The organism is Helicobacter zhangjianzhongii, assembly GCF_030249855.1.
Classification (GTDB): Bacteria; Campylobacterota; Campylobacteria; order Campylobacterales; family Helicobacteraceae; genus Helicobacter_B; species Helicobacter_B zhangjianzhongii.
Genome location: NZ_JANURN010000003.1, coordinates 246,238 through 268,226 on the forward strand (window position 1 = coordinate 246,238; position 21,989 = coordinate 268,226).

Here is a 21,989-nt window from a genome sequence, read left to right on the forward strand (position 1 = left end):
CATAGAGAGCTATCTCTACCATCTCTCATTAAGGATTACCTATGGCTAAAAAAGAAATTAAAAATAGACTTCGTATTGATTTTTCCCAACAACGAGGATTAGAAGTCCCAAATCTTTTACTTCTACAAAGAGACAGCTACGATTCTTTCTTATATGCAAAAGATGGAAAAGAGAGTGGGATTGAAAAAGTATTTAAATCAATATTTCCTGTCCAAGATGTTCAAAATCGCATTACCCTTGAGTATGTTGGGTGTGAATATGGCAAGCCAAAATATACCATTAGAGAAGCAATGGAGCGTGGGATAACCTACGCAATACCCCTTAAGATAAAGGTCCAACTTATCCAATGGGAAAAAGATGAAAAAGGTGAGAAACTAGCCCCAAAAGATATTAAAGAACAAAGCATTTTTATCCGCGAAATCCCTCTAATGACTGATCGAATCTCTTTTATCATCAATGGCGTAGAGCGTGTTGTGGTAAATCAGCTACATAGGAGTCCGGGTGTAATATTCAAACAAGATGAATCCAACAGCACAGCCAGCAAGCCGACCTATATGGGACAAATTATTCCCGATCGTGGCTCTTGGCTGTATTTTGAATATGATTCTAAAGATACGCTTTATGTTCGCATCAATAAACGAAGAAAAGTCCCAGCGACAATATTTTTTAGAGCACTTGGATATAGCAAGATAGATATTTTAAAGATGTTTTATCCTCTTCTTAAAATTAGAGTGGAAAAAGGTAAGTTCCTGATTAAATTTAACCCATCAGATTTTGAAGGTAGAGTAGAATTTGACATTAAAGACATTAAAGGCGAAGTTGTTGTAGCATCTGGCAAACGTCTCAGTGCTAGAAAAGCTAAAGAGCTTCAAGACAATGGACTTGACTGGATAGAATACCCCATAGAGACCTTGTCAAATAGATATTTATTTGACCCCATTATAGACAAGAAAAGTGGGGAAGTAGTCTTTGATACACTAACCCAGCTTGATGATGCCAAGATCAAAAAACTTGGCGAGCTAAAGGTTAAAGAAATTATTATCATTAATGATTTGGCAAATGGGCTTGATGCATCAATTATCAATTCTTTTATCACCGAAACAGAGTCTTTAAAACTTCTTAAACAAACAGAAAAAATCGATGATGAAAACGACCTTGCCGCTATTCGTATCTACAAAGTTATGCGACCAGGGGAGCCTGTTACAAAAGAAGTTGCTAAACAATTTGTTCGTAGATTATTTTTTGATGCAGAATCCTATGATCTAACACGCGTTGGTCGGATGAAGATGAATCACAAATTAGAATTACAAGTCCCAAATTACATCACTGTCCTTACGCACGAAGACATCATAGAAACAACACGCTATCTTATGAAAGTCCGCAATGGTAGTGGTAAGATTGATGATCGCGACAATCTCGGCAACCGCAGGATTCGAGCCATTGGTGAGTTATTGGCAAATGAACTACACGCTGGCTTAGTAAAAATGCAAAAAGCTATCAAAGATAAACTTACCACAATGAGTGGTGGCTTTGATTCTGTTATGCCCCACGATCTCATCAACGCCAAAATGATCACAAGCACCATTATGGAGTTCTTCACAGGTGGGCAACTTTCACAGTTTATGGATCAAACCAATCCTCTCTCTGAAATTACGCATAAACGCAGACTATCCGCACTTGGCGAAGGTGGGCTAGTAAAAGAGCGAGTTGGCTTTGAAGCACGCGATGTGCATCCTACACATTATGGCAGAATCTGTCCTATCGAAACACCAGAAGGGCAAAATATTGGGCTTATCAATACTATTGCCACTTTTACGCTTGTTAATGATCTGGGCTTCATTGAAGCTCCTTATCGCAGGGTAGTTGATGGAAAAGTTACTGATGAGATTGTCTATCTTACCGCAACACAAGAAGATGGTAAGATTATCGCTCCAGCTAGCACTAAACTGGATTCTAACAACAACATCGCTGACACGCTCATTGAGACGCGCTGTGGCGGAGAAATAGCTCTACGAAAATCAGAAGAAGTGGAATTTATCGATCTAAGTCCGCGAATGCTCGTTGGTGTTGCAGCAAGCTTAATTCCTTTTCTAGAGCACGATGATGCTAACCGCGCACTTATGGGATCAAATATGCAGCGTCAAGCAGTGCCACTTCTTAGACCCGATGCACCACTTGTGGGGACAGGGATTGAACAAATCATCGCTAGAGATTCTTGGGAGGCAGTTAAGGCGACTCGTGGTGGTGTCGTTGAAAAAATCGATGCAAAAAACATTTACATTCTAGGCGAAGATGCCAATGGTGCATATATTGATGGCTATTCTCTGCAGAAAAACCTGCGCACCAACCAAAATACCTGCTTTGCCCAGCGCCCTATTGTCAAGCAAGGCGATGTTGTGGAAGCGGGACAGATCATCGCTGATGGTGCAAGTATGGATCAAGGTGAGTTGGCATTGGGAAAAAACATTCGCGTAGCATTTATGCCGTGGAATGGCTATAACTTCGAAGATGCTATTGTTGTCAGCGAACGCCTTATCAAAGAAGATGCATTCACATCTGTGCATATTTATGAAAAAGAAGTGGAAGCCAGGGAGCTAAAACACGGCATTGAAGAAATTACTGCTGACATACCGGGGGTGCATGAAGAAGAGATTGCCCATCTTGATGAAAGTGGGATTGTAAAAATTGGGACTTATGTTACGGCAGGTATGATTCTTGTTGGCAAAGTTACCCCTAAGGGCGAAGTTAAGCCAAGTCCGGAAGAACGACTATTGCGCGCTATTTTTGGGGAAAAAGCCGGACATGTTGTCAATAAATCTCTCTATTGTCCGCCATCACTAGAAGGCACGGTTATTGATGTCAAAATCTTTACCAAAAAGGGCTATGAAAAAGATGCGAGAGCTATCAGTGCCTATGAGCAAGAAAAATCTGTATTAGACATTGAGCACCACGACCGCCTTACAATGCTCAATAAAGAAGAATTGCTTCGAGTGGGTAGTATGCTATCTAAACAGGCATTAAGCGCGGATGCAACTATTAACGACAAAAAATACAAAAAGGGGCAGAAAGTTCCTAAATCAGAAATTGCTAAGATAAATCGCTTTGCTCTCAATACGCTTATTAAAAGTTATGAAAAAAGCGTGCAAAGCAAATACGAAAAAATCAAAGTTAATTTTCTTGAGCAGAAAAAAACACTAGGAGAAGAGCACGAAGAAAAGCTATCAATCCTTGAAAAAGATGATATTCTACCAAGTGGGGTCGTTAAACAAGTGAAAATCTATATCGCCACAAAGCGCAAACTCAAGGTGGGCGACAAGATGGCTGGAAGACACGGAAACAAAGGTATTGTTAGCACTATTGTCCCAGCAGTTGATATGCCCTATACTGCTGATGGCGAGCCTATAGATATTGTCTTAAATCCACTTGGTGTGCCTAGCCGTATGAATATTGGTCAGATTCTAGAGGTGCATTTAGGACTTGTAGGGAAAAATCTAGGCAATCAGCTAAATACTATTCTTGAGAGTCAATCAGCCGACTTTGTGCAGCAGCTTCGCCAAAAAATGATCGACATAGCAGAGCTTACCAATGAGAAAGATTCTGCTATGGTGCAGTTTATCAAAGACTGCAAGGATAGTGAGCTTCTAGATTATGCAAGAGATTGGAGCAAGGGGGTAAAATTTGCCATCCCTGTATTCGAGGGTATTTCACAAGAGAAATTCAACAAGCTCTTTGAGGCGGCAAAAATCGATATGGATGGCAAAGTTGAGCTATATGATGGAAGGACAGGTGAAAAAATCCGTGAAAAAGTCAATATCGGCTATATGTATATGCTTAAGCTTCACCATCTTGTTGATGAAAAAGTCCATGCGCGTAGCACCGGTCCTTATAGCATTATTACTCAACAGCCAGTTGGTGGGAAGGCTCTATTTGGTGGGCAAAGATTTGGGGAAATGGAAGTTTGGGCTCTAGAAGCTTATGGCGCAGCCCACACACTCAAAGAAATGCTTACGCTCAAATCCGATGATATTGTAGGACGAGAAAATGCCTATCGCTCAATTACCAAAGGCGAGCCTGTTGGAGAATCTGAAATCCCAGAGACATTTTATGTCCTTATTAAAGAATTGCAAGCCCTTGCACTTGATGCCAATGTGTTTGACAATACTCTTGATGAAAACGGTAATCCCAAAGCACTAGAAATCAAAGAGGACAATCGCCCAAAAGACTTTAGCTCATTTCAGCTTGTGTTAGCGAGCCCGGAGAAAATACGCTCTTGGAGTCGTGGCGAAGTGAAAAAACCAGAGACAATCAATTATCGCACACTCAAGCCAGAGCGCGATGGATTGTTTTGCACCAAAATCTTTGGACCTGTGAGAGACTATGAATGTCTATGCGGCAAATATAAAAAACCTCGCTACAAAGGTATGGTATGCGAAAAATGTGGTGTCGAAGTTACTAGCTCAAAAGTTCGAAGATCAAGAATGGGGCATATCGAGCTAGTAACACCTGTGGCACATATTTGGTATGTAAATTCTCTCCCAAGTCGCATCGGCACACTACTTGGTGTCAAGATGAAAGATTTGGAGCGCGTGCTGTATTATGAAGCATATATTGTTAAGGAGCCTGGAGAGGCATTCTATGACAATGAATCCACCAAGCCAGTAATGAAATATGATGTGCTTAATGAAGAGCAATATCAGAATATTTATCAGCGTTTTGGTGATAAGGGCTTTGTCGCTCAAATGGGTGGCGAAGCAGTCAAAGAGCTTTTAGAGCAGCTAGATCTTGCAACACTGCTCACATCACTACGCGAAGAGATAAAATCTACAAATTCTGAAGCAAAGAAAAAGATCATTGTCAAGAGGCTAAAGGTTGTTGAAAGCTTTATGAACTCTGGCAATCGCCCAGAATGGATGATGCTTACTGTGCTTCCTGTATTACCGCCAGATTTACGCCCTCTTGTCGCCCTTGATGGCGGTAAGTTTGCTGTAAGTGATGTAAATGACCTATATCGCCGCGTCATCAACCGCAACCAGCGCTTGAAGCGTCTTATGGAGCTTGATGCCCCAGAAATTATTGTGCGCAATGAAAAGCGTATGCTTCAAGAAGCAGTCGATGCACTCTTTGATAATGGACGCAACGCCAATGCAGTAAAAGGCGCAAATAAACGCCCGCTCAAATCACTCTCGGAAATCATCAAAGGTAAGCAAGGAAGATTCCGCCAGAATCTACTTGGAAAACGCGTAGATTTCTCTGGGCGAAGCGTTATTGTCGTGGGACCAAATCTACGAATGGATCAGTGTGGCTTACCAAAAAATATGGCACTTGAGCTATTTAAACCCCACTTACTTGCACGACTTGAAGAAAAGGGCTATGCAAGCACACTAAAACAAGCCAAAAAAATGATTGAGCAAAAGACAAATGAAGTGTGGGAATGCTTGCAAGAAATCGTTGATGGCTATCCTGTATTGCTCAATCGCGCTCCAACCTTACACAAACAGTCGATCCAAGCTTTCCATCCTAAGCTAATTGATGGCAAAGCTATCCAGCTACACCCATTGGTGTGCTCAGCGTTTAACGCGGATTTCGATGGGGATCAAATGGCGGTGCATGTGCCACTAAGTCAAGAAGCCATCACAGAATGCAAAGTGCTAATGCTAAGCTCTATGAATATCCTTCTACCAGCAAGCGGTAAGGCAGTGGCAGTGCCTAGCCAAGATATGGTGCTAGGTCTCTACTATCTCTCCCTAGAGAAAAAAGGCGTAAAAGGCGAGCATAAGCTATTTGGTGATATCAATCAAATTATGATCGCCATTGATGCAGGCGAACTTGATATCAATGCCAAAATCCAAACTGTCATCAATCGCTACCCTGTAACAACCACAGCAGGCAGAATGATCTTGCGCGCCATATTACCAGATTTTGTGCCTACTGACTTGTGGAATAAGGTCTTGAAAAAGAAAGATATTGGCGTGCTTGTTGATTATGTATATAAAGAAGCTGGCACAGGCATCACTGCAGCTTTCTTAGATGACCTAAAAAATCTAGGCTTTACTTACGCTACCAAGGCAGGGATTTCTATTTCTGCGGCTGATATTATTATTCCGGAAGACAAAGATGAAATCATCTCACAAGCTCGAGAAAAGGTGCGTAAGCTACAAGATGACTTTGAGCACGGGGCAATGACTGAAGCTGAACGCTACAACAAAACAATCGACTATTGGACAGAGGCTAGCAAGCAGCTTGGGGAAAAAATGAGCACAATCATCGCGCAAGATAAAGATGGATTTAACTCTATCTATATGATGGCGGATTCTGGAGCTAGAGGTAGTGCTGCACAAATACGACAGCTCTCAGCTATGCGTGGTCTTATGGCAAAGCCAGATGGCACAATCATCGAGACACCCATTGTGTCAAACTTCAAGGAAGGATTAAATATCCTAGAATACTTCAACTCCACCCACGGAGCGCGAAAAGGTCTTGCGGATACGGCTCTTAAAACTGCTAATGCGGGATACTTGACAAGAAAACTTATTGATGTAAGTCAAAATGTCAAAATCTCTATGGAAGATTGTGGCACACACGAAGGATTTGAAATAAGCGACATTATCGATGGATCGGAGTTGTTAGAATCTTTAGAAGAAAGAGTGTTTGGGCGCGTGCTTGCTGCTGATGTTATCGACCCAATCACTAATGAAGTGCTCTTTAGTGCAGAAACTCTAATTGATGAAAAGGCTGCAAGGCGCATAGTTGAAGCCAATGTAAAATCTGTTGTAATACGAAATTCTGTTACTTGTAAGGCGCCTAAGGGTGTATGTGCTAAGTGCTATGGAATCAATCTTGGAGAAGGCAAAATGGTGCGCCCGGGAGAAGCAGTAGGGGTCATTGCAGCACAATCCATCGGTGAACCCGGCACTCAGCTTACACTGCGCACATTCCATGTTGGTGGGACTGCCAGCAGAACACAAGAAGAAAAAGAAATTCGAGCCGAGAAAGAGGGCTTTATTCGTTATTACAATATCAAAACCTACAAAAACAAAGAAGGCAAAAATATTGTTGTCAATCGAAGAAATGCGGCTGTGCTTGTAGTAGAACCAAAAATTAAAGCTCCTTTTGATGGAACATTGCATATAGAGACAGCGCACGATGAGATTACAATAATTGTCAAAAACGGCAAACAAGAGAAAAAATACAGCGTGCGCAAAAGCGATGTAGCCAAGCCAAATGAATTAGCTGGCGTAAGTGGCAGACTAGAGGGCAAGCTGTATATAGCACACGAAAGCGGATATAAAGTCGCCAAGGGTGGTAGCATTGTCGATATTGTCAAAGATGGCTGGAATGTGCCCAATCGTATCCCATACGCAAGTGAAATCATCGCCCAAGATAATGCACCCATTTGCCAAAAGATCTACTCTAAAGAAAAAGGTGTAGTCAAATACTACCTACTACAAGGTGATCATTTAGAGCGTATGCACGACTTCAAAAAAGGCGACATCATTGAAGAAAAAGGTATTTTTGCCGTAATTGCAGACCAATACGATAGGGAGGCGACTCGGCACTATATTGCTAGGAATTCTAAGATTTTAGTCGATGATAATAGTCAGGTCGATACAAATACACTTATCGCAGAGCCTGCAAAAGATACAAACAATCTCATTGCCACTTGGGATTCTTACAATACAATTACCATCAGCGATATTGATGGGGTTGTGTCGTTTGAAGACATTGTGCTAGGACTCACAGCAACAGAGCAAGAAGACAAAACTGATGGCAAGAAAAAACTCAAAATCAACGACTATATACCATCAGGCTTTAAGCCAAGTTTGATTATCAAAAGTGGCAAAGATGTTAGACGCTATGCCCTTGAGCCTAACACAACCATCGCACCAGAAGTTGTTGAAGGTGTTAAAGTAGCCAAAGCCGATGAATTAGCCAAAACCCCAAAAGCTGTAGCAAAATCAAGAGATATTACAGGGGGTCTTCCTCGCGTATCAGAGCTATTTGAAGCTCGCAAGCCGAAAGATTCCGCCATATTGTCCGATATTGATGGGGTCGTTAGCTTTGGAAAATCCATACGCAATAAAGAGCGTATTATAATCACTGCGCAAGATGGGAGAGTGAGCGAATATCTTGTAGATAAGGGCAAGGGTATCCTTGTGCATAAAGATGAGTTTGTCCATGCTGGAGAGGCTTTAACCGATGGAATCACATCAAGCCACGATATTTTGCGCATTGGTGGCGAGAAAGAATTGCTACATTTTATTGTCAATGAAGTGCAGCAAGTCTATCGCGGTCAAGGGGTAAATATTGCGGATAAACATATTGAGGTTATTGTCTCACAAATGTTGCGCCAAGTGCGAATCATCGATCCCGGAAATACTCGCTTTATTGAAAATGATCTTGTCAGCAAGCGACACTTTAAGGAGGAAAATGAGCGCATTATGAGACTTGGTGGAGAGCCAGCTATTGCAGAGCTTGTGTTGCTGGGTATTACACGCGCTGCAATTAGTAGTGATTCGATCATTTCGGCAGCTTCATTCCAAGAAACGACAAAAGTTCTAACAGAAGCCAGTATTGCAGCCAAAAAGGATTTTCTAGAAGATTTAAAAGAAAATGTTGTCCTAGGGAGAATGATTCCAGTCGGGACAGGGCTATACAAAGACAGAAATTTTGTTGTCAAAACTAAGGACTTAGATTCCTAGAATCTAAGAGAAATAAAAGATTAAATAGTGTAGAATCGCGCGTTTAATCTCAATCCCAAATTAAGGAAATACATTGCCAACCATCAATCAACTTGTTCGCAAAGAGCGAAAAAAGGTCATCAAGAAAACCAAGTCCCCAGCCTTGCTGGAATGCCCACAAAGAAGGGGTGTATGCACAAGAGTTTATACAACAACTCCCAAAAAGCCGAACTCTGCCTTGCGCAAGGTAGCCAAAGTGCGTTTAACTAGCAGGTTTGAGGTCATTAGCTATATCCCAGGTGAAGGGCACAACTTACAGGAACACTCTATTGTCCTTGTGCGAGGTGGAAGGGTAAAAGATTTACCGGGTGTTAAGTATCATATTGTCCGCGGTGCGCTTGATACAGCTGGAGTTGCCAAAAGAAGCGTATCTCGCAGTAAATATGGTGCTAAAAAAGCAAAAGCCAGTGGCGATAAGAAATAAAGGATAAATAATGAGAAGAAGAAGAGCTCCTAGTAGAGAGATTTTAGGCGATCCAATATATGACAACAAAGTTGTTACAAAATTCATCAACAAAATGATGTATGATGGCAAAAAAAGCATTGCAGAAAAAATCATCTATGCGGCATTTGCAAAAATAGAAGAAAAAAGCGGTGAAAAAGGTATTGAGGTATTTGAAAAGGCTTTAGATCGTGTCAAACCGTTGGTCGAAGTGCGCTCTCGTCGTGTTGGCGGAGCGACTTATCAAGTCCCAGTAGAAGTTCGACCGGTTCGCCAGCAGTCTCTATGTATTCGCTGGATTCTTGAAGCTACAAGAAAGCGCAATGAGCGCACAATGGTTGAGCGATTGGCAAATGAGCTAATGGATGCAGCTAGCGATAAAGGGGCGGCATTTAAAAAGAAAGAAGATGTGCATAAAATGGCAGAAGCCAATAAAGCATTTGCACATTATCGTTGGTAGTCAAGGGGATTGTTATGGCAAGAAAAACTCCTTTAGAAAAGATTCGAAACATTGGGATTGCTGCCCATATTGATGCTGGTAAAACAACAACATCAGAGAGAATTTTATTTTATACAGGCGTAAGCCACAAAATCGGTGAAGTGCATGATGGTGCTGCCACGATGGATTGGATGGAGCAAGAAAAAGAGCGCGGAATCACAATCACTTCTGCTGCGACAACTTGCTTTTGGAAAGATCATCAAATAAATCTTATCGACACCCCCGGACATGTGGATTTTACCATTGAGGTAGAGAGGTCTATGCGCGTGCTTGATGGAGCTGTGGCTGTATTTTGCTCTGTGGGTGGCGTGCAACCACAGAGTGAAACAGTATGGCGACAAGCAAATAAATATGGTGTCCCACGCCTTGTGTTTGTCAATAAAATGGACCGCATCGGGGCAAATTTCTACAATGTAGAAAATCAAATCAAAGAACGCTTGAAAGCCAATCCCATCCCAATCAATATTCCCATTGGGGCTGAAGATAATTTCAAGGGTGTTGTTGATTTGATTCAGATGAAAGCTATCGTATGGAATGACGAAACTATGGGGGCGCAATACGATATAGAAGAGATTCCTGCTGATTTACGGGAAAAAGCAGCCGCCTATCGAGAAAAGCTTATAGAAGCAGCCGCGGAGCAAGATGAAGCACTAATGGAAAAATATCTTGGCGGAGAAGAGCTTAGTATAGAAGAAATAAAGCAAGGTATCAAACTTGGCTGCCATAATATGAGCCTAATCCCTATGCTATGTGGTTCAAGCTTTAAGAATAAAGGTGTCCAAACACTGCTTGATGCTGTTGTAGATATCTTGCCCGCGCCAACAGAAGTAACCAATATCAAAGGCATAGATCCAAAAAATGAAGAAGAAATCTTTGTAGAATCCAGCAATAAAGGCGAATTCGCTGGGCTTGCTTTCAAAATTATGACAGATCCATTTGTTGGGCAACTTACATTTGTGCGTGTCTATCGGGGTATGCTTGAGTCTGGTAGCTATGTGCTAAACTCCACAAAGGGCAAGAAAGAGCGCGTGGGGCGATTGCTCAAAATGCACTCAAACAAGCGAGAAGATATTAAAGAAGTATATGCGGGTGAGATTTGTGCCTTTGTGGGACTCAAAGAGACACTCACAGGCGATACACTCTGCGATGAAAAACGCCCTGTCATACTCGAGCGTATGGAGTTCCCAGAGCCTGTTATACATATCGCCGTTGAGCCAAAAACAAAAGCCGATCAAGAAAAAATGGCAGTGGCACTCGGCAAGCTCGCAGAAGAAGATCCAAGCTTCCGTGTCAGCACACAAGAGGAGACAGGACAAACACTTATTGGTGGTATGGGCGAGCTTCACCTAGAAATCATTGTCGATCGCTTGAAAAGAGAGTTTAAAGTCGAAGCAACTATTGGTCAGCCACAAGTAGCCTATCGAGAGACAATACGAGGTAGTGTAACACAGGAATGCAAGTATGCCAAACAATCCGGTGGGCGCGGACAATATGGACATGTCCATATCAAACTTGAGCCAAAAGAAGCTGGAACCGGCTATGAATTTATCAATGAAATTAGCGGTGGTGTAATCCCCAAGGAATATATCCCAGCAGTTGATAAAGGGATTCAAGAAGCTATGCAAAATGGTGTGTTAGCTGGCTATCCGGTGGTAGATTGTAAAGTTACTCTCTATGATGGGAGCTACCACGATGTGGATTCTAGTGAAATGGCGTTTAAAATAGCTGGCTCTATGGCGTTTAAAGATGCGTGTCGCAAGGCTAGCGCGGTCCTACTAGAGCCACTAATGAAAGTAGAAGTAGAAGTGCCAGAAGAGTATATGGGCGATGTTATTGGCGACCTTAATCGCAGGCGCGGTCAAATCAACTCTATGGATGATCGAATGGGGCTGAAAATTGTCAATGCCTTTGTTCCACTTGCAGAAATGTTTGGCTATTCTACAGATTTGCGGTCAGCTACACAGGGGCGAGGCACATACACGATGGAATTTGACCACTATGGCGAAGTCCCAAGCAATACAGCAAAAGATATTATCGATAAGCGCAATGGCTAAATTCTAGCTATGGGACACTGCGATGCTTTAGATAGCATTTTTTATACAAGCACACAAAGTCCTATCTTCTCTCATTTTCCCATTGATTTTGTCCAAACTTGCGCCCTTGGTGGCGTAAGCCAAGCACCTTTCACAGGCTGCAATCTCGCTTATCATACGGGCGATTTAGCCGAGTCTGTTACCACCAATCGCAAACACATTCTACGATATTTTGGTGAGAACAAGCAGCTTTTATGGTGTGATCAAATCCACTCCGCACACATTGCCGATGCAACAGACCCAAACATAATCCACTCCCTTGCCGCTGGCACAATCCAAGCCGATGGGATTATTTGTGCTAGTCCATCGCATATCGCACTCATTATGGTCGCGGATTGCAACCCCATTATAATCTACAGCCCACAGGACAATATCTTCGCACTTTTGCACGCTGGACGCGCCGGGGTATGCGGCCAGATACTCACAAAAGGGGTAGAAGCATTAGCGCAAAAGGGAGTAGATTCGCGCGATATGTATGTATTTATCGGCTCATCTATACGAGTCTGTTGCTATGAAATCAGCCCATCGCTAGCTAGGCAAATCGCAAGCGCATTTGGTGAAAAATACATACACACACGCAATGGATCTACCACCTTAGATCTCGTTGCAATGTTACAAGATGAGTGCAATGCCCTAGGGATAGACAAAAAGCACCTTGAGATTTTAGATTCTTGCACAGCGTGCGATGAGCGGCTATTCTCCTATCGCAGAGCAAGCAAAGCTCAAGCACAAACAGGACGCTTTGGGATTTTAGCAAGCCTACGCCACTAGCCAGATGCTCTTATATTTTTCCCACACCTATATCTTGGAGATTTTGTATATAGCCCACAATATCAAGTCTGCCAAAGTTATCAATATCAATTTCAATATAATTGCCATCTTTAATAAGACTCTCATTGTATCTCTTGCTTAAAAAGTCTATGACCTGATTGCTAGAGCCACGCAAATGCAGGTTTAAATCGCGCAAAGATTCTATATATCTACCATAAATTAGCACATCTATAAGGCTAAATATAGAATCCTTTTTCTTTTCTATTAACTCATTTTTTTCATAACCACTATATACGATAATGCCTAAATCTATCGTTTTTATCAAAGACACAAGTTTATATAACTCATCATATTGATAGAAAGGCTCACCCCCTAGAATTGTAACGGCTTGTATCGGCAGTGTTGTAGAATCTTTTTGCGCTTTAATGCGATGAAAGATAGATTCTATATCCATAGCAAAACCGCCTTTACTATCCCAAGTGTGTGTATTCCAGCAACCTTTGCAGCGGATCGGGCAGCCTTGTGTCCATATCACAAAACTTGGCTCAAAGCCATAGATATGTGAGTGTTCCTTTAGACTTGAGAGCTGCATATTTGCCCTATGCATACCGCACACATACAAGCTGAATTTTATCGCCTTTTTTTACTTCCTTGACTTTGTAGCCCTGCTTCTTGGCTTTTTCAATGATTTGGGCTTTTTGCGCTTCTTTAAAGGCTTCTAGTCTTTCTCTTCCTTTCCTTGCTTCTTCCTCTAATCTCTCTTTTTCTAATCTCTCTAGCTTTGTTTTATAGATTCTTAAATATGCTGTATTTACAGATTCTACAAAACTTCTTTCATCTATATGATCGCTGTAATAATTCACACTAAAATGCGTGTCTCTTTGCGTGTATGTTATGCCATAGCCTATTTGTGCAATGATTTGATTGCCTTGGTCTATATACTGGCAATTACTCGCTTTCAATGCTTCTATCAAACACTCTCTATCAATAATTGGTATCCTTGTGGTAACTCTTCTGCTCATTTTTTGCTCCTTAATGTAACTTGCTGTGTTTGTGAAACTTTTTGATAATATTCATCTGTCTTTTTGTCGCTTTCTATATCCATATCTTCGCTAAGTAGGGCTTCTATCTCGCCCATACACGCTTCACCCTTTATGCCCTCACTCTTTAACTCTAGGCTGCCATCTTCATTGATTGTTATGATGATTTTCTCTTCTTTCATATTTATCCTTTCTGTTGTGATGAGTCTTGTTGTCTTATGCTGAGTTTTGCTTTAAGCCTTTGTGCCTCTTGTTTTGCCATCTCTACTTCACTCCAAAGGCTAATCTCTAAAAGCCGCTCATTTTTATCATTTTTATCCTCCTTTAATACACCTGTGTTTGGGCAATCTTCTTTTGGTATAGGTATGTTTATTTCACGCTTTGCTGTGCTTTTCTTGTCATACATGTAGTTCAAAGATGATTCAGATTCTTTAGAATCCTTTTCATCGTAGTGAAACTTTTCGTATTTAGTCTCTAAGTCATTATTTAAACTCTTAAGTTTATCTTCATCTTTTTGCAGTTTTTCTTTTTCTGTTTTTATATGCTTGTCTAGAGCTTCTTTGTTTTTCTTTTCTGTATCATAGGCGTTGTTTCTAGAATTTAGGGTTTGCGTGGTTTGACTTAGCCTAGATTCTATATCTGTATTTTTATCTTTAGAATCTTGTGGCGTGTTTAGCTCGTTTTGTAGATTATCGCACTCCTTGTGCAGATTCTGTATATCTTCTTGCATAGAATCTAGATTTGCTTCTTTAGCTTTATATTCTTTTTCTTTGTTGATTAGCTCTTTTCGCTTCGCTTCGCAATCTTGTTGCAATCTTTGTATCTTTTCTACTAGCTCATTTTTGCTTATCTGCCATTTATCATACTCTTTTGCTTCATCAAGCTTTGAATTTATCTCGCCACTATTTTCACTAATGGTGTTTGCAAACTCTTGCAAGTCTTTTATGTAGCTTTGTGTAGAATCTATATTGAGAGTTTCAAGAGTAGCTTTATCTTTTATCTCATTTAGCTTTGTGGCTATGTCTTTTAGATTTGTATTTTTGCCTAAGAAAAATTGCTTAAATGATTTCTTGACACCTTCTAGCAATGCCCCAAAGCCTTCAAGCTCTTTTTGCTTTTCTTGTGTTTTTTCTATATCCTTTAATGCTTCATTTATCGCATTATGCAAGGCTTTATGTGTATTATCCCATTCATTGTATAAATTTGCTTTTGTAAAATGTGCTGGTGTGTAAAAGGGAATAACATCAAAGCTATATGAAACCTTACAAGTATGTGGATATTTATCCTGCCATATTTGTGTGTAGTCCAGGTCTTGTCTCTCAAGCTCATCTTTATCCAAAAATTCCTCACATTGTATAGAATCTGTGTGGGTTATGCTTTGTTCTACCTTTGCAGTTGTGCCATCTAAATAATGCAGCGTTTTATCTATGAGTTCATTTAGGGCTACTTCGTGTACAAAAGTCTTTGTGATGACAATGGATTCTCTTAGTTTTTTAAACATTGTATTTTGCGTGTCATTAAGGCTTAAGCGATACAACAATGCATTGTTATCACTTAGAAAAATATCTGTATCTATGCTATCAAAGCCGATATTTGTAATGACAAAGTTGCTTGTGGTGCTGTTTTCTAAAATTTCATCACTCAAAATTTTAGAGTCTTGTAAGAGAAAATTACACGCTTCAAAATCTTGCAATAAATCTATAAGTGGTGAATTTTCTTGTAGTTGTATGAGAGCATTGCTTTTTCTTTGTGATATAGAATCTGTTATAAACTCTGTATCAAAGTCATTTTGAAAAGGGGATATAAAGTCTTTTTGATTTATTTCTTTTATTTCTTTTTCCTGCCCTGCGATATATTCTTTTTTTGCGTCTTTCCAAAAGCAAGTGATGAAGTAATGCCAAAAATCATTGCATTGATTAGAATCTAGCTCTAAAAAAAGCTGGTTAGATTCTATATCAAAATCTTTTGTGCTAAAAAAGCCTTGAATGTTTTTATTCTTTTGTATTAACACAAAGCTTCCCGCAAGGTTTTCTCCTATACGCACAAGGCTGTGGTGTGAAATCTCTTGTAGTGTATTTTGATCTTTTGTATAGATATAGATTCTAGTGTTGTCTGCAATTTTTGACACAAGCCTTAGAATCTCAGGGTCTAAAAATGGTGTGTAAAGGCATATTATAGAATCTTGTGCGGTTTGCAAAGCCTCTAGCATAGATCCTTTTATTGCCCGCGTAGATTCTATGCTTAATTTTTGCTTAGGCTCACTAGAATCCACCCATACATTTTTTATAACACTATTCCCATAATCTTTTGTGATTTCTCTATGGCTGTTTGCTATTGTATCCATTATTTTTTCTCCATTGGCAATAAATCATTTATTGCATAATAATGCCAAAAGGCTGTTTTATCCTTTTCTTGTTTGAGTGAAGATTCTAAGTCCTTTATATACTCTTTTTTATTTGCAGTTTGTAAAAACTCACTTAAACCTTTGTGTTTAATATAAGATTCTAGTTTAGAATCTAAATCATCTTGTGTGAGATAGGACTCGCTTAAATCTTTTAATAAGCAAAGAGTTAAGATATATTTTGCATCGCTCTCTTCCTTTGGATAGAGTGGCATTTTGCTAAATGTAAAATCTTTTACCGTGCAATTTGCCATTAATGTGCGTATATCTTTTATAACTTGTTCCTCCAAAAATTCGTTTAATTCATTTTCATCGATTCTATATGCTAGATTTGTTTTATCCCAATTAGGACCTAAGGCTTGTTCGTATTTTTGTATAAAGCTTTGCGTGTCTAAAAAGTTTTCATCTGCTTCAATGGCAATCCCATTTAGCTCTTCTTTGTCTTGTATCACATTGCCTTTGCTGTCAATTTCATAGAATCTTTGATAGGTTATATGAGATTGTGTAGTGCCATTTTTTTGTATTTTGGCGGTTGTTGTGATGATTTTATCTAGTCTTTTGTTTTTATCATCAAGCAGCAAATATGGGTCATTACCAAAATCTATTTGCTCTAATTCTGTCTCATCTTCATTTACTTTTTCCCTTTTTACCTTAAAGATTCTGTTATCAAAAATGTCATCATCAAGGCTAAAGTCTATTTTGTATTTACCGCATTCTTTTATGTATCTTTGCTTAGTTTCTATAAGCTTTTTACCTTCTTTTGTAAGGCTATTATTAGAATCTAAAAAGCCAAGATTTTGCATTTCTCTTTTTGCTCTTGTTTGTAGTGGCTCTTCAAAAAGCACTTCATTTTTCTGTAAAGATTCTAAAAACGCTGCCATATCGCTTGCATTATGCAGCACTTCAATTTCTAAAAATGCATAGCCACTTTGTAGCGTTATTGTATGACTTAATTCTATTTTCATTTACTCCCTTTATGTAGTGTATCTTTGTGGTGCAATGCAAACTGCTTTAGCATATCATCTCTGCATTTCCTAAAAAAATCATATTTTCCCACTATCACAAGTTGAAATTTTGCTCTTGTGATACCGACATTTAAGCGGTTTGGATTATCTAAAAAGCCAATTTTATCTGTATTTACCATTGAGAGAAACACAATATCAGCTTCTTGCCCTTGAAACTTATCTACGGTGCAAAGCTTCATTTGTATCTTTGTGCCATTCCACTCTTTAGTAAAGTCTGTGCTCTTATGCTTTAATCCTGTGTATTTTTGTAGCTTAGATTCTAAGATTCTAGTTTGTCCCTTATAAAAACTTAGCACAGCTATACTCCAAGTTTCATTTAAAGGATGTGGATTTTTACTCGCAAAATCTATAAAGGCTTGAAGTTCTTTTATAAGAATCTCTGCTTCTTTTTCATTTCTACCTCTATAACTCTTGCCATCTACATTTATCCATACACTTCGCTTTTTATATCTTGTGTAGCTCCATTCTCGCTCTAATTCTGGTAAATCCTGCAAAGCATTCGCTTCTTTATAGAACTGCTCTCGTGGAAAGCGTGAAATATCTGTGTGCATTCTGCCTTGTGTGCTTAGTATGCTATGCCTTTTTTCTAGCTCATCTTTTGTAAAGCCACTGCGGATAGCAGAGTCTTCTCTCTCACTTCGCCTATCGCTCACACCTTTAATCAAAGATTCTAAGATTGAAGGCAGGGCAATATTTGCAATACTTGAGATTTTATTGCGGATAAGGTTTCTATCTTTATGACTTTTTGGGAGTAACTCATCAATTGTTTTTGTATATGATTGATTTTTATTTTTAGCCTTATTGGAATCTGAAAAGGTCCTTAACTCAAACTCCCTACTAAGTCGCCAAGCAATCTCACTAGCAAAGCTTCTCTCTTGTCTATACTCCTTAATCGCTTTAAGAAAAGATTCTAAATCTCTATCTCTACTATCAAACATTAACTTCGTATTTTTATGTCTGTATTGATATTGATACAATAAAGAAAGATTGCTAAAGTCTATAAAATCGCTTGGGATAAGGCTTTTTAATGGACTGTGTAGCAAATCTTTTTCTACTAGATTTTCATCATAAAAAATCCAATGTTTGCTGAGATTGTCAAAATATGAAGAAGTTTGTAAGTCTTCAATGTAGCCAACTTCTAATTTAGAATTTAGCACACCAAAAGTATCTCTTTTTTTCTCTCTTCTTATTGTAATTTCTTTCTGTATAATCTCTAGAATCCTACTTGATACGCCCATAGCAATTTTTATATTAAAGCCATTATCTTTATAGATTTTTGCTAATAAATAAAGCAAGAAGCAAGATTGTTGATAGCTAGGTTCTAAAGAGTCGAAGCTTTTATTGCTTTTATTGTATCCCAAAGCAAGATTGCTGATATTATTCTCTAGCTCATCTCTATCTACAAATGGACTAAGTTGCCTTGTATCACCTACGATAATCCACTTTTTCGCATACATTGCTGGGACTAGAAACTCTTGAAAAGTCGTTTTTGAAGACTCATCAATGATTAAATAATCAAAGTCAGGCATTATTGGTTTTATAAATTTTTGATGCTTTTTGTTGCCTTTTCTATTTTGTTCAAAGCCAGGGTATTTCAAAATCCCAATTGTTGTGCCACATACGAGATTAGCGCACTGCATAAAGAATTTTAAGCCAATTTTGCCTTGATTGTTTTCATCGTTAGAATCTTTTTCTATATCATCATAAACGCTATACTTTTCAAGCAATGAACCTTCATAATTTCTACCAAAATCACCGAGTCTAAATTCCTTTACCTCTTCACTCAAAGCCCCTTCCCTTCCTACTCTTATGGGGAATATATTGAGCTTTTCTATGAGATTTTTCTCTTTTAATCTCTCTAGCACATTGTCTATTGCGATATGTGTTGAGCCACACAGCAGCACTCTTTTATTTTGTTTGATAATTTGCGCGATAAGCTCTAAAATAGTCGTAGTTTTGCCACTGCCCGGAGGTCCCTCCAGCAGGGCAAAGTCTGTTGTATTGAGTGCTTGTTGTATGAACTTTCGCTGAATGTCAGCACCCTTTCTATTCTCATCTGTTAGCACTTCCCATTCTGTAATATTTGTTGTTTTAGAATCTTGTGTTAGCCAATTTATTTTATCTTTTTTCCTTGAAGCAAAAAGATCTAAGAGTGTATGGCTTTGGGATAGTGGCATTTCTCTAAGGTTTTGTATAGCATTTTTTTGACATTTAAGTGTATGGGGTTTTGGCTTTGTCTTTAGTATAGAATCTTGCCTCGGAAGTATTGGTCTGTTTTTATATCGCAACTCAATGATAAACTCATCTCTATCCACAACTCTCACTTCGCATTCTTGTGGCTTTTTATGTCCATCTAAATGTGCTACAACTTTAGAATCCAAAAAGAAACGCAAAGGCGATTCTATCTCATCTTCATCTTCTTTTTCACTATCATCTTTTAGCAGCTTGATATGACACCCTTTATCTTCAATCTTTCTTAGAGTATAGGATATTCCATTCTTATCATACAATCTTGCTTTATCACCTAGCTTTTTTATATCTTTTATGAATACTTGTTTAGAATCTAAATCCACCTCTCCGCTACCAAGCCACACTGCAAGCTTTTTAGCTTGTATATCATCACCACTCCACGATATTTTTTTAATCGTATTGCTTGCTAGCTTTTGCCTATCCCTATCATTTAGCCCTAAAGAATCCAAGCAAATAAACCCTCTATCGCTAGAATCTAGCCTCTCGCTATCTTGCATTCCAGCCCCACTCTCACCTGCAAGATTGCAAAGCGCATACAACGCCCATTTGCCTTGTGCTATATCGCCAGCTTTTAGGTGTATTATTACTTTTTCATCATTGTCTAAAGCAATAAACAGCTTTTCATCATAATCTCTATGTTGTGGGAGATTCTCTAAAAATAGCATAGAATCTAAACGAGTGTAAATCTCATCTTTTAAGCGTATTTGGCTTAAAGGCTTATATTCATAAAAATACCCATTTATCTCTAAACTCGCATTAAACTCTGTTTCGACTCTTTCCCATCTAGCCTTTACTTCTTTCTTTTCTAGTGTAGTAATGGCAGTCTTTATATATTGGCTAAATGGCAATATCTCTTTTTCTATACATTCTCTTTTTCTCTTTGCCTCATCTGCATTTTGTGAAAAGGCACGATAATAATGCTGCATACAACCCCTTTAAGCATTAAAATAGTCTTACATAAATGGATTAGCGGTTATCTCTTGCTTTAATTGTGGGACATCTTTATCATTTTTCAGCTCACCATCAAACTCTTCACTAGAGGCATAAACAGCCCTAGCCTTAGCCCATTTACGCATAGAGGCAATACTCTCACTCATAGTCTTTGATAGCGGATAGGTCTTTTTAGCAGAATCTAGAATGTGGCTATCCCCTATCTCCACACCATCATCAAAGGCATTAAAAAGCGCGTCCTTGATACACTCCTCAATCTCTGCACCAGAAAAGCCCATACAAGCTTGTGATAAAACATCTAAGTCAAAATCACTTGGATTTCTTTTTAATCGTTGTAAATGTATTTTTATAATCTCTTTTCTCGCATTAAAGCTCGGCAAATCTACAAAGAAAATCTCATCAATCCTACCTTTACGCAAAAGTTCAGGTGGGAGTTTGCTAATATCATTTGCAGTTGCTACGACAAATACAGGCTTGCTCTTATCTTGCATCCATGATAGAAAAGTGCCAAGCACCCTTGAAGTCGTGCCACCATCAGTAGAACCAGAGCTAGATAAGCCAGAAAAGCCCTTTTCAATCTCATCAATCCACAAAATTGAAGGCGCAATCGCTTCTGTAATCTGCAATGCCTTGCGGATATTGCTCTCACTCTCACCCACAATACCACCAAAGATTCTGCCCATATCAAGCTTTATAATGGGGAATTTCCACTCACTTCCTATCGCCTTAGCACTTAAACTCTTACCAGTCCCAGGAATCCCTAAAAGTAATACTCCTTTTGGAATCTCTAGCCCATACTCCTTTGCTTCTTTATAAAATGCTCTACCTCTTTTTGTAAGCCAAATTTTAAGATTATCCAAGCCACCAACATCACTAAGCCCCTCTTTATGATGATAGTATTCTAAAAATCCGCTATTTTTTATAATATGCTCTTTTTCGCTAACAATTAGCCTAATCTCATCTTCTCCAAGTTTTCCATTTGTCCGCTTGATAGCCATTGTAAAGACTTTTCTAGCCTCCATAATGGTAAGTCCTAAGGCAGATTCTATAAGTCTATCTTTTAGGTTTTCATCTAGTTTTTGCGATCCATATTTAGCATCTTCAACGCATTGGCGAAAGATTACTTCTAAATCAGCCTTACTTGATAAATCAAGCGTGATAGTATGCACATCTTTATCTAGCTCTTGTGGGATTCTTTGAAATGGTTGCGATAAGATAAGTGTCCTATCCTTTGGTCCCCTTGCGATATTTCTAAAGATTCTAATATTTTGTGGATTCTCATCAAACAATGGATAAAAATCTTCTAAGATTACGATACTATTTTTTGCATCATTACTTTGAAACCACTCTAAAACTTCACTCGCATCTTTTTCATCAAAAGATCCAAATATTTTATTTTCATTATCAAAGCGAGATAAGCCTTGAGCTACATTCCATTTATACAAACTTTTCCCTGCCTTGTGTGCTACCTTTGCTGATATAGCATCAATCCTTTCCCATTCAAAACTCACCATTTGGATAATATTGATAGAATCTAGCATTTCTCCTATCTCTTCTTCACAGCACATAGCCAAGCTCCCTTGTAATATGAAATTCTAATAGTATATATATATATATATATCCTTAATCTAGCAAAAACATTTATAGAAATGCACCAACAAACTAAAAATATAATGAGTAATAAGAGCTATCCTAACACTAAGCAAAAACAATAAGTAAAACACAAGAAGTCAAAAGAAGAATCTCCCTTATCCCTGCATCGACCTACATTCCCACACC

12 protein-coding genes are annotated in these 21,989 nt (G+C 39.0%); 5 read left to right on the top strand and 7 right to left on the bottom strand.

The annotated features are described in order from the left end of the window. Window positions 1-41 precede the first annotated feature (41 nt). The 5 genes from NYG90_RS04650 (at window position 42) to NYG90_RS04670 (ending at window position 12,543) form a co-directional block, all read left to right on the top strand. Window positions 42-8,699 (top strand): DNA-directed RNA polymerase subunit beta/beta', encoded by an 8,658-nt coding sequence (locus NYG90_RS04650; RefSeq protein WP_285264757.1) that lies wholly within the window; start codon window positions 42-44, stop codon window positions 8,697-8,699. 73 nt (window positions 8,700-8,772) lie between these two features. After that, window positions 8,773-9,162: a 30S ribosomal protein S12 gene (gene rpsL / locus NYG90_RS04655; RefSeq protein WP_285257709.1), complete on the top strand. Its 390-nt coding sequence runs from the start codon at window positions 8,773-8,775 to the stop codon at window positions 9,160-9,162. A 10-nt stretch (window positions 9,163-9,172) separates the two neighbouring features. Beyond that, window positions 9,173-9,640, top strand: a complete 468-nt coding sequence (rpsG, locus tag NYG90_RS04660) for a 30S ribosomal protein S7 (RefSeq protein ID WP_115012235.1) — start codon at window positions 9,173-9,175, stop codon at window positions 9,638-9,640. A gap of 14 nt (window positions 9,641-9,654) precedes the next feature. Then, entirely contained in the window at window positions 9,655-11,733 is a 2,079-nt protein-coding gene (fusA, locus tag NYG90_RS04665; protein ID WP_285257710.1) for an elongation factor G, read from the top strand. A gap of 9 nt (window positions 11,734-11,742) precedes the next feature. After that, a complete protein-coding gene (locus NYG90_RS04670; RefSeq protein WP_285257712.1) occupies window positions 11,743-12,543 on the top strand; it encodes a purine nucleoside phosphorylase YfiH/LACC1 family protein in 801 nt (266 codons plus the stop codon). Window positions 12,544-12,553: 10 nt separating this feature from the next. Here NYG90_RS04670 and NYG90_RS04675 read toward each other — a convergent pair whose 3' ends face one another. The 7 genes from NYG90_RS04675 to NYG90_RS04705 are packed head-to-tail and all read right to left on the bottom strand — an operon-like array spanning window position 12,554 to window position 21,778. Next, window positions 12,554-13,135, bottom strand: coding sequence for a 4Fe-4S single cluster domain-containing protein (locus NYG90_RS04675; protein WP_285257713.1), 582 nt, complete (start codon window positions 13,133-13,135; stop codon window positions 12,554-12,556). 7 nt (window positions 13,136-13,142) lie between these two features. Beyond that, complete coding sequence (locus NYG90_RS04680) at window positions 13,143-13,565, bottom strand: hypothetical protein (RefSeq protein WP_285257714.1); 423 nt, start codon at window positions 13,563-13,565, stop codon at window positions 13,143-13,145. Next, complete coding sequence (locus NYG90_RS04685; RefSeq protein WP_285257715.1) at window positions 13,562-13,765, bottom strand: DUF2997 domain-containing protein; 204 nt, start codon at window positions 13,763-13,765, stop codon at window positions 13,562-13,564. The genes NYG90_RS04680 and NYG90_RS04685 overlap by 4 nt, the downstream gene beginning before the upstream one ends. Before the next feature lie 2 nt (window positions 13,766-13,767). Continuing rightward, window positions 13,768-15,927 carry a coiled-coil domain-containing protein gene (locus NYG90_RS04690; protein ID WP_285257716.1) on the bottom strand — a complete coding sequence of 720 codons (2,160 nt, stop codon included), beginning with the start codon at window positions 15,925-15,927 and terminating at the stop codon, window positions 13,768-13,770. Further along, window positions 15,927-16,949, bottom strand: a complete 1,023-nt coding sequence (locus NYG90_RS04695; RefSeq protein ID WP_285257717.1) for a hypothetical protein — start codon at window positions 16,947-16,949, stop codon at window positions 15,927-15,929. Before NYG90_RS04695 ends, NYG90_RS04690 begins: the two co-directional genes overlap by 1 nt. Further along, a complete protein-coding gene (locus tag NYG90_RS04700; RefSeq protein WP_285257718.1) occupies window positions 16,946-20,185 on the bottom strand; it encodes an AAA domain-containing protein in 3,240 nt (1,079 codons plus the stop codon). The genes NYG90_RS04695 and NYG90_RS04700 overlap by 4 nt, the downstream gene beginning before the upstream one ends. 27 nt (window positions 20,186-20,212) lie before the next feature. Beyond that, window positions 20,213-21,778: an AAA family ATPase gene (locus NYG90_RS04705; RefSeq protein WP_285257719.1), complete on the bottom strand. Its 1,566-nt coding sequence runs from the start codon at window positions 21,776-21,778 to the stop codon at window positions 20,213-20,215. Between the last annotated feature and the right edge of the window lie 211 nt (window positions 21,779-21,989).

What these genes read in the sequence shown, in the direction of transcription:
- NYG90_RS04650 (WP_285264757.1), top strand. Translation starts at nt 42, where the DNA reads ATGGCTAAAAAAGAAATTAAAAATAGACTTCGTATTGATTTTTCCCAA.
- rpsG (WP_115012235.1), top strand. Translation starts at nt 9,173, where the DNA reads ATGAGAAGAAGAAGAGCTCCTAGTAGAGAGATTTTAGGCGATCCAATA.
- fusA (WP_285257710.1), top strand. Translation starts at nt 9,655, where the DNA reads ATGGCAAGAAAAACTCCTTTAGAAAAGATTCGAAACATTGGGATTGCT.
- NYG90_RS04670 (WP_285257712.1), top strand. Translation starts at nt 11,743, where the DNA reads ATGGGACACTGCGATGCTTTAGATAGCATTTTTTATACAAGCACACAA.
- NYG90_RS04675 (WP_285257713.1), bottom strand. Translation starts at nt 13,135, where the DNA reads ATGCAGCTCTCAAGTCTAAAGGAACACTCACATATCTATGGCTTTGAG.
- NYG90_RS04680 (WP_285257714.1), bottom strand. Translation starts at nt 13,565, where the DNA reads ATGAGCAGAAGAGTTACCACAAGGATACCAATTATTGATAGAGAGTGT.
- NYG90_RS04685 (WP_285257715.1), bottom strand. Translation starts at nt 13,765, where the DNA reads ATGAAAGAAGAGAAAATCATCATAACAATCAATGAAGATGGCAGCCTA.
- NYG90_RS04690 (WP_285257716.1), bottom strand. Translation starts at nt 15,927, where the DNA reads ATGGATACAATAGCAAACAGCCATAGAGAAATCACAAAAGATTATGGG.
- NYG90_RS04695 (WP_285257717.1), bottom strand. Translation starts at nt 16,949, where the DNA reads ATGAAAATAGAATTAAGTCATACAATAACGCTACAAAGTGGCTATGCA.
- NYG90_RS04700 (WP_285257718.1), bottom strand. Translation starts at nt 20,185, where the DNA reads ATGCAGCATTATTATCGTGCCTTTTCACAAAATGCAGATGAGGCAAAG.
- NYG90_RS04705 (WP_285257719.1), bottom strand. Translation starts at nt 21,778, where the DNA reads ATGTGCTGTGAAGAAGAGATAGGAGAAATGCTAGATTCTATCAATATT.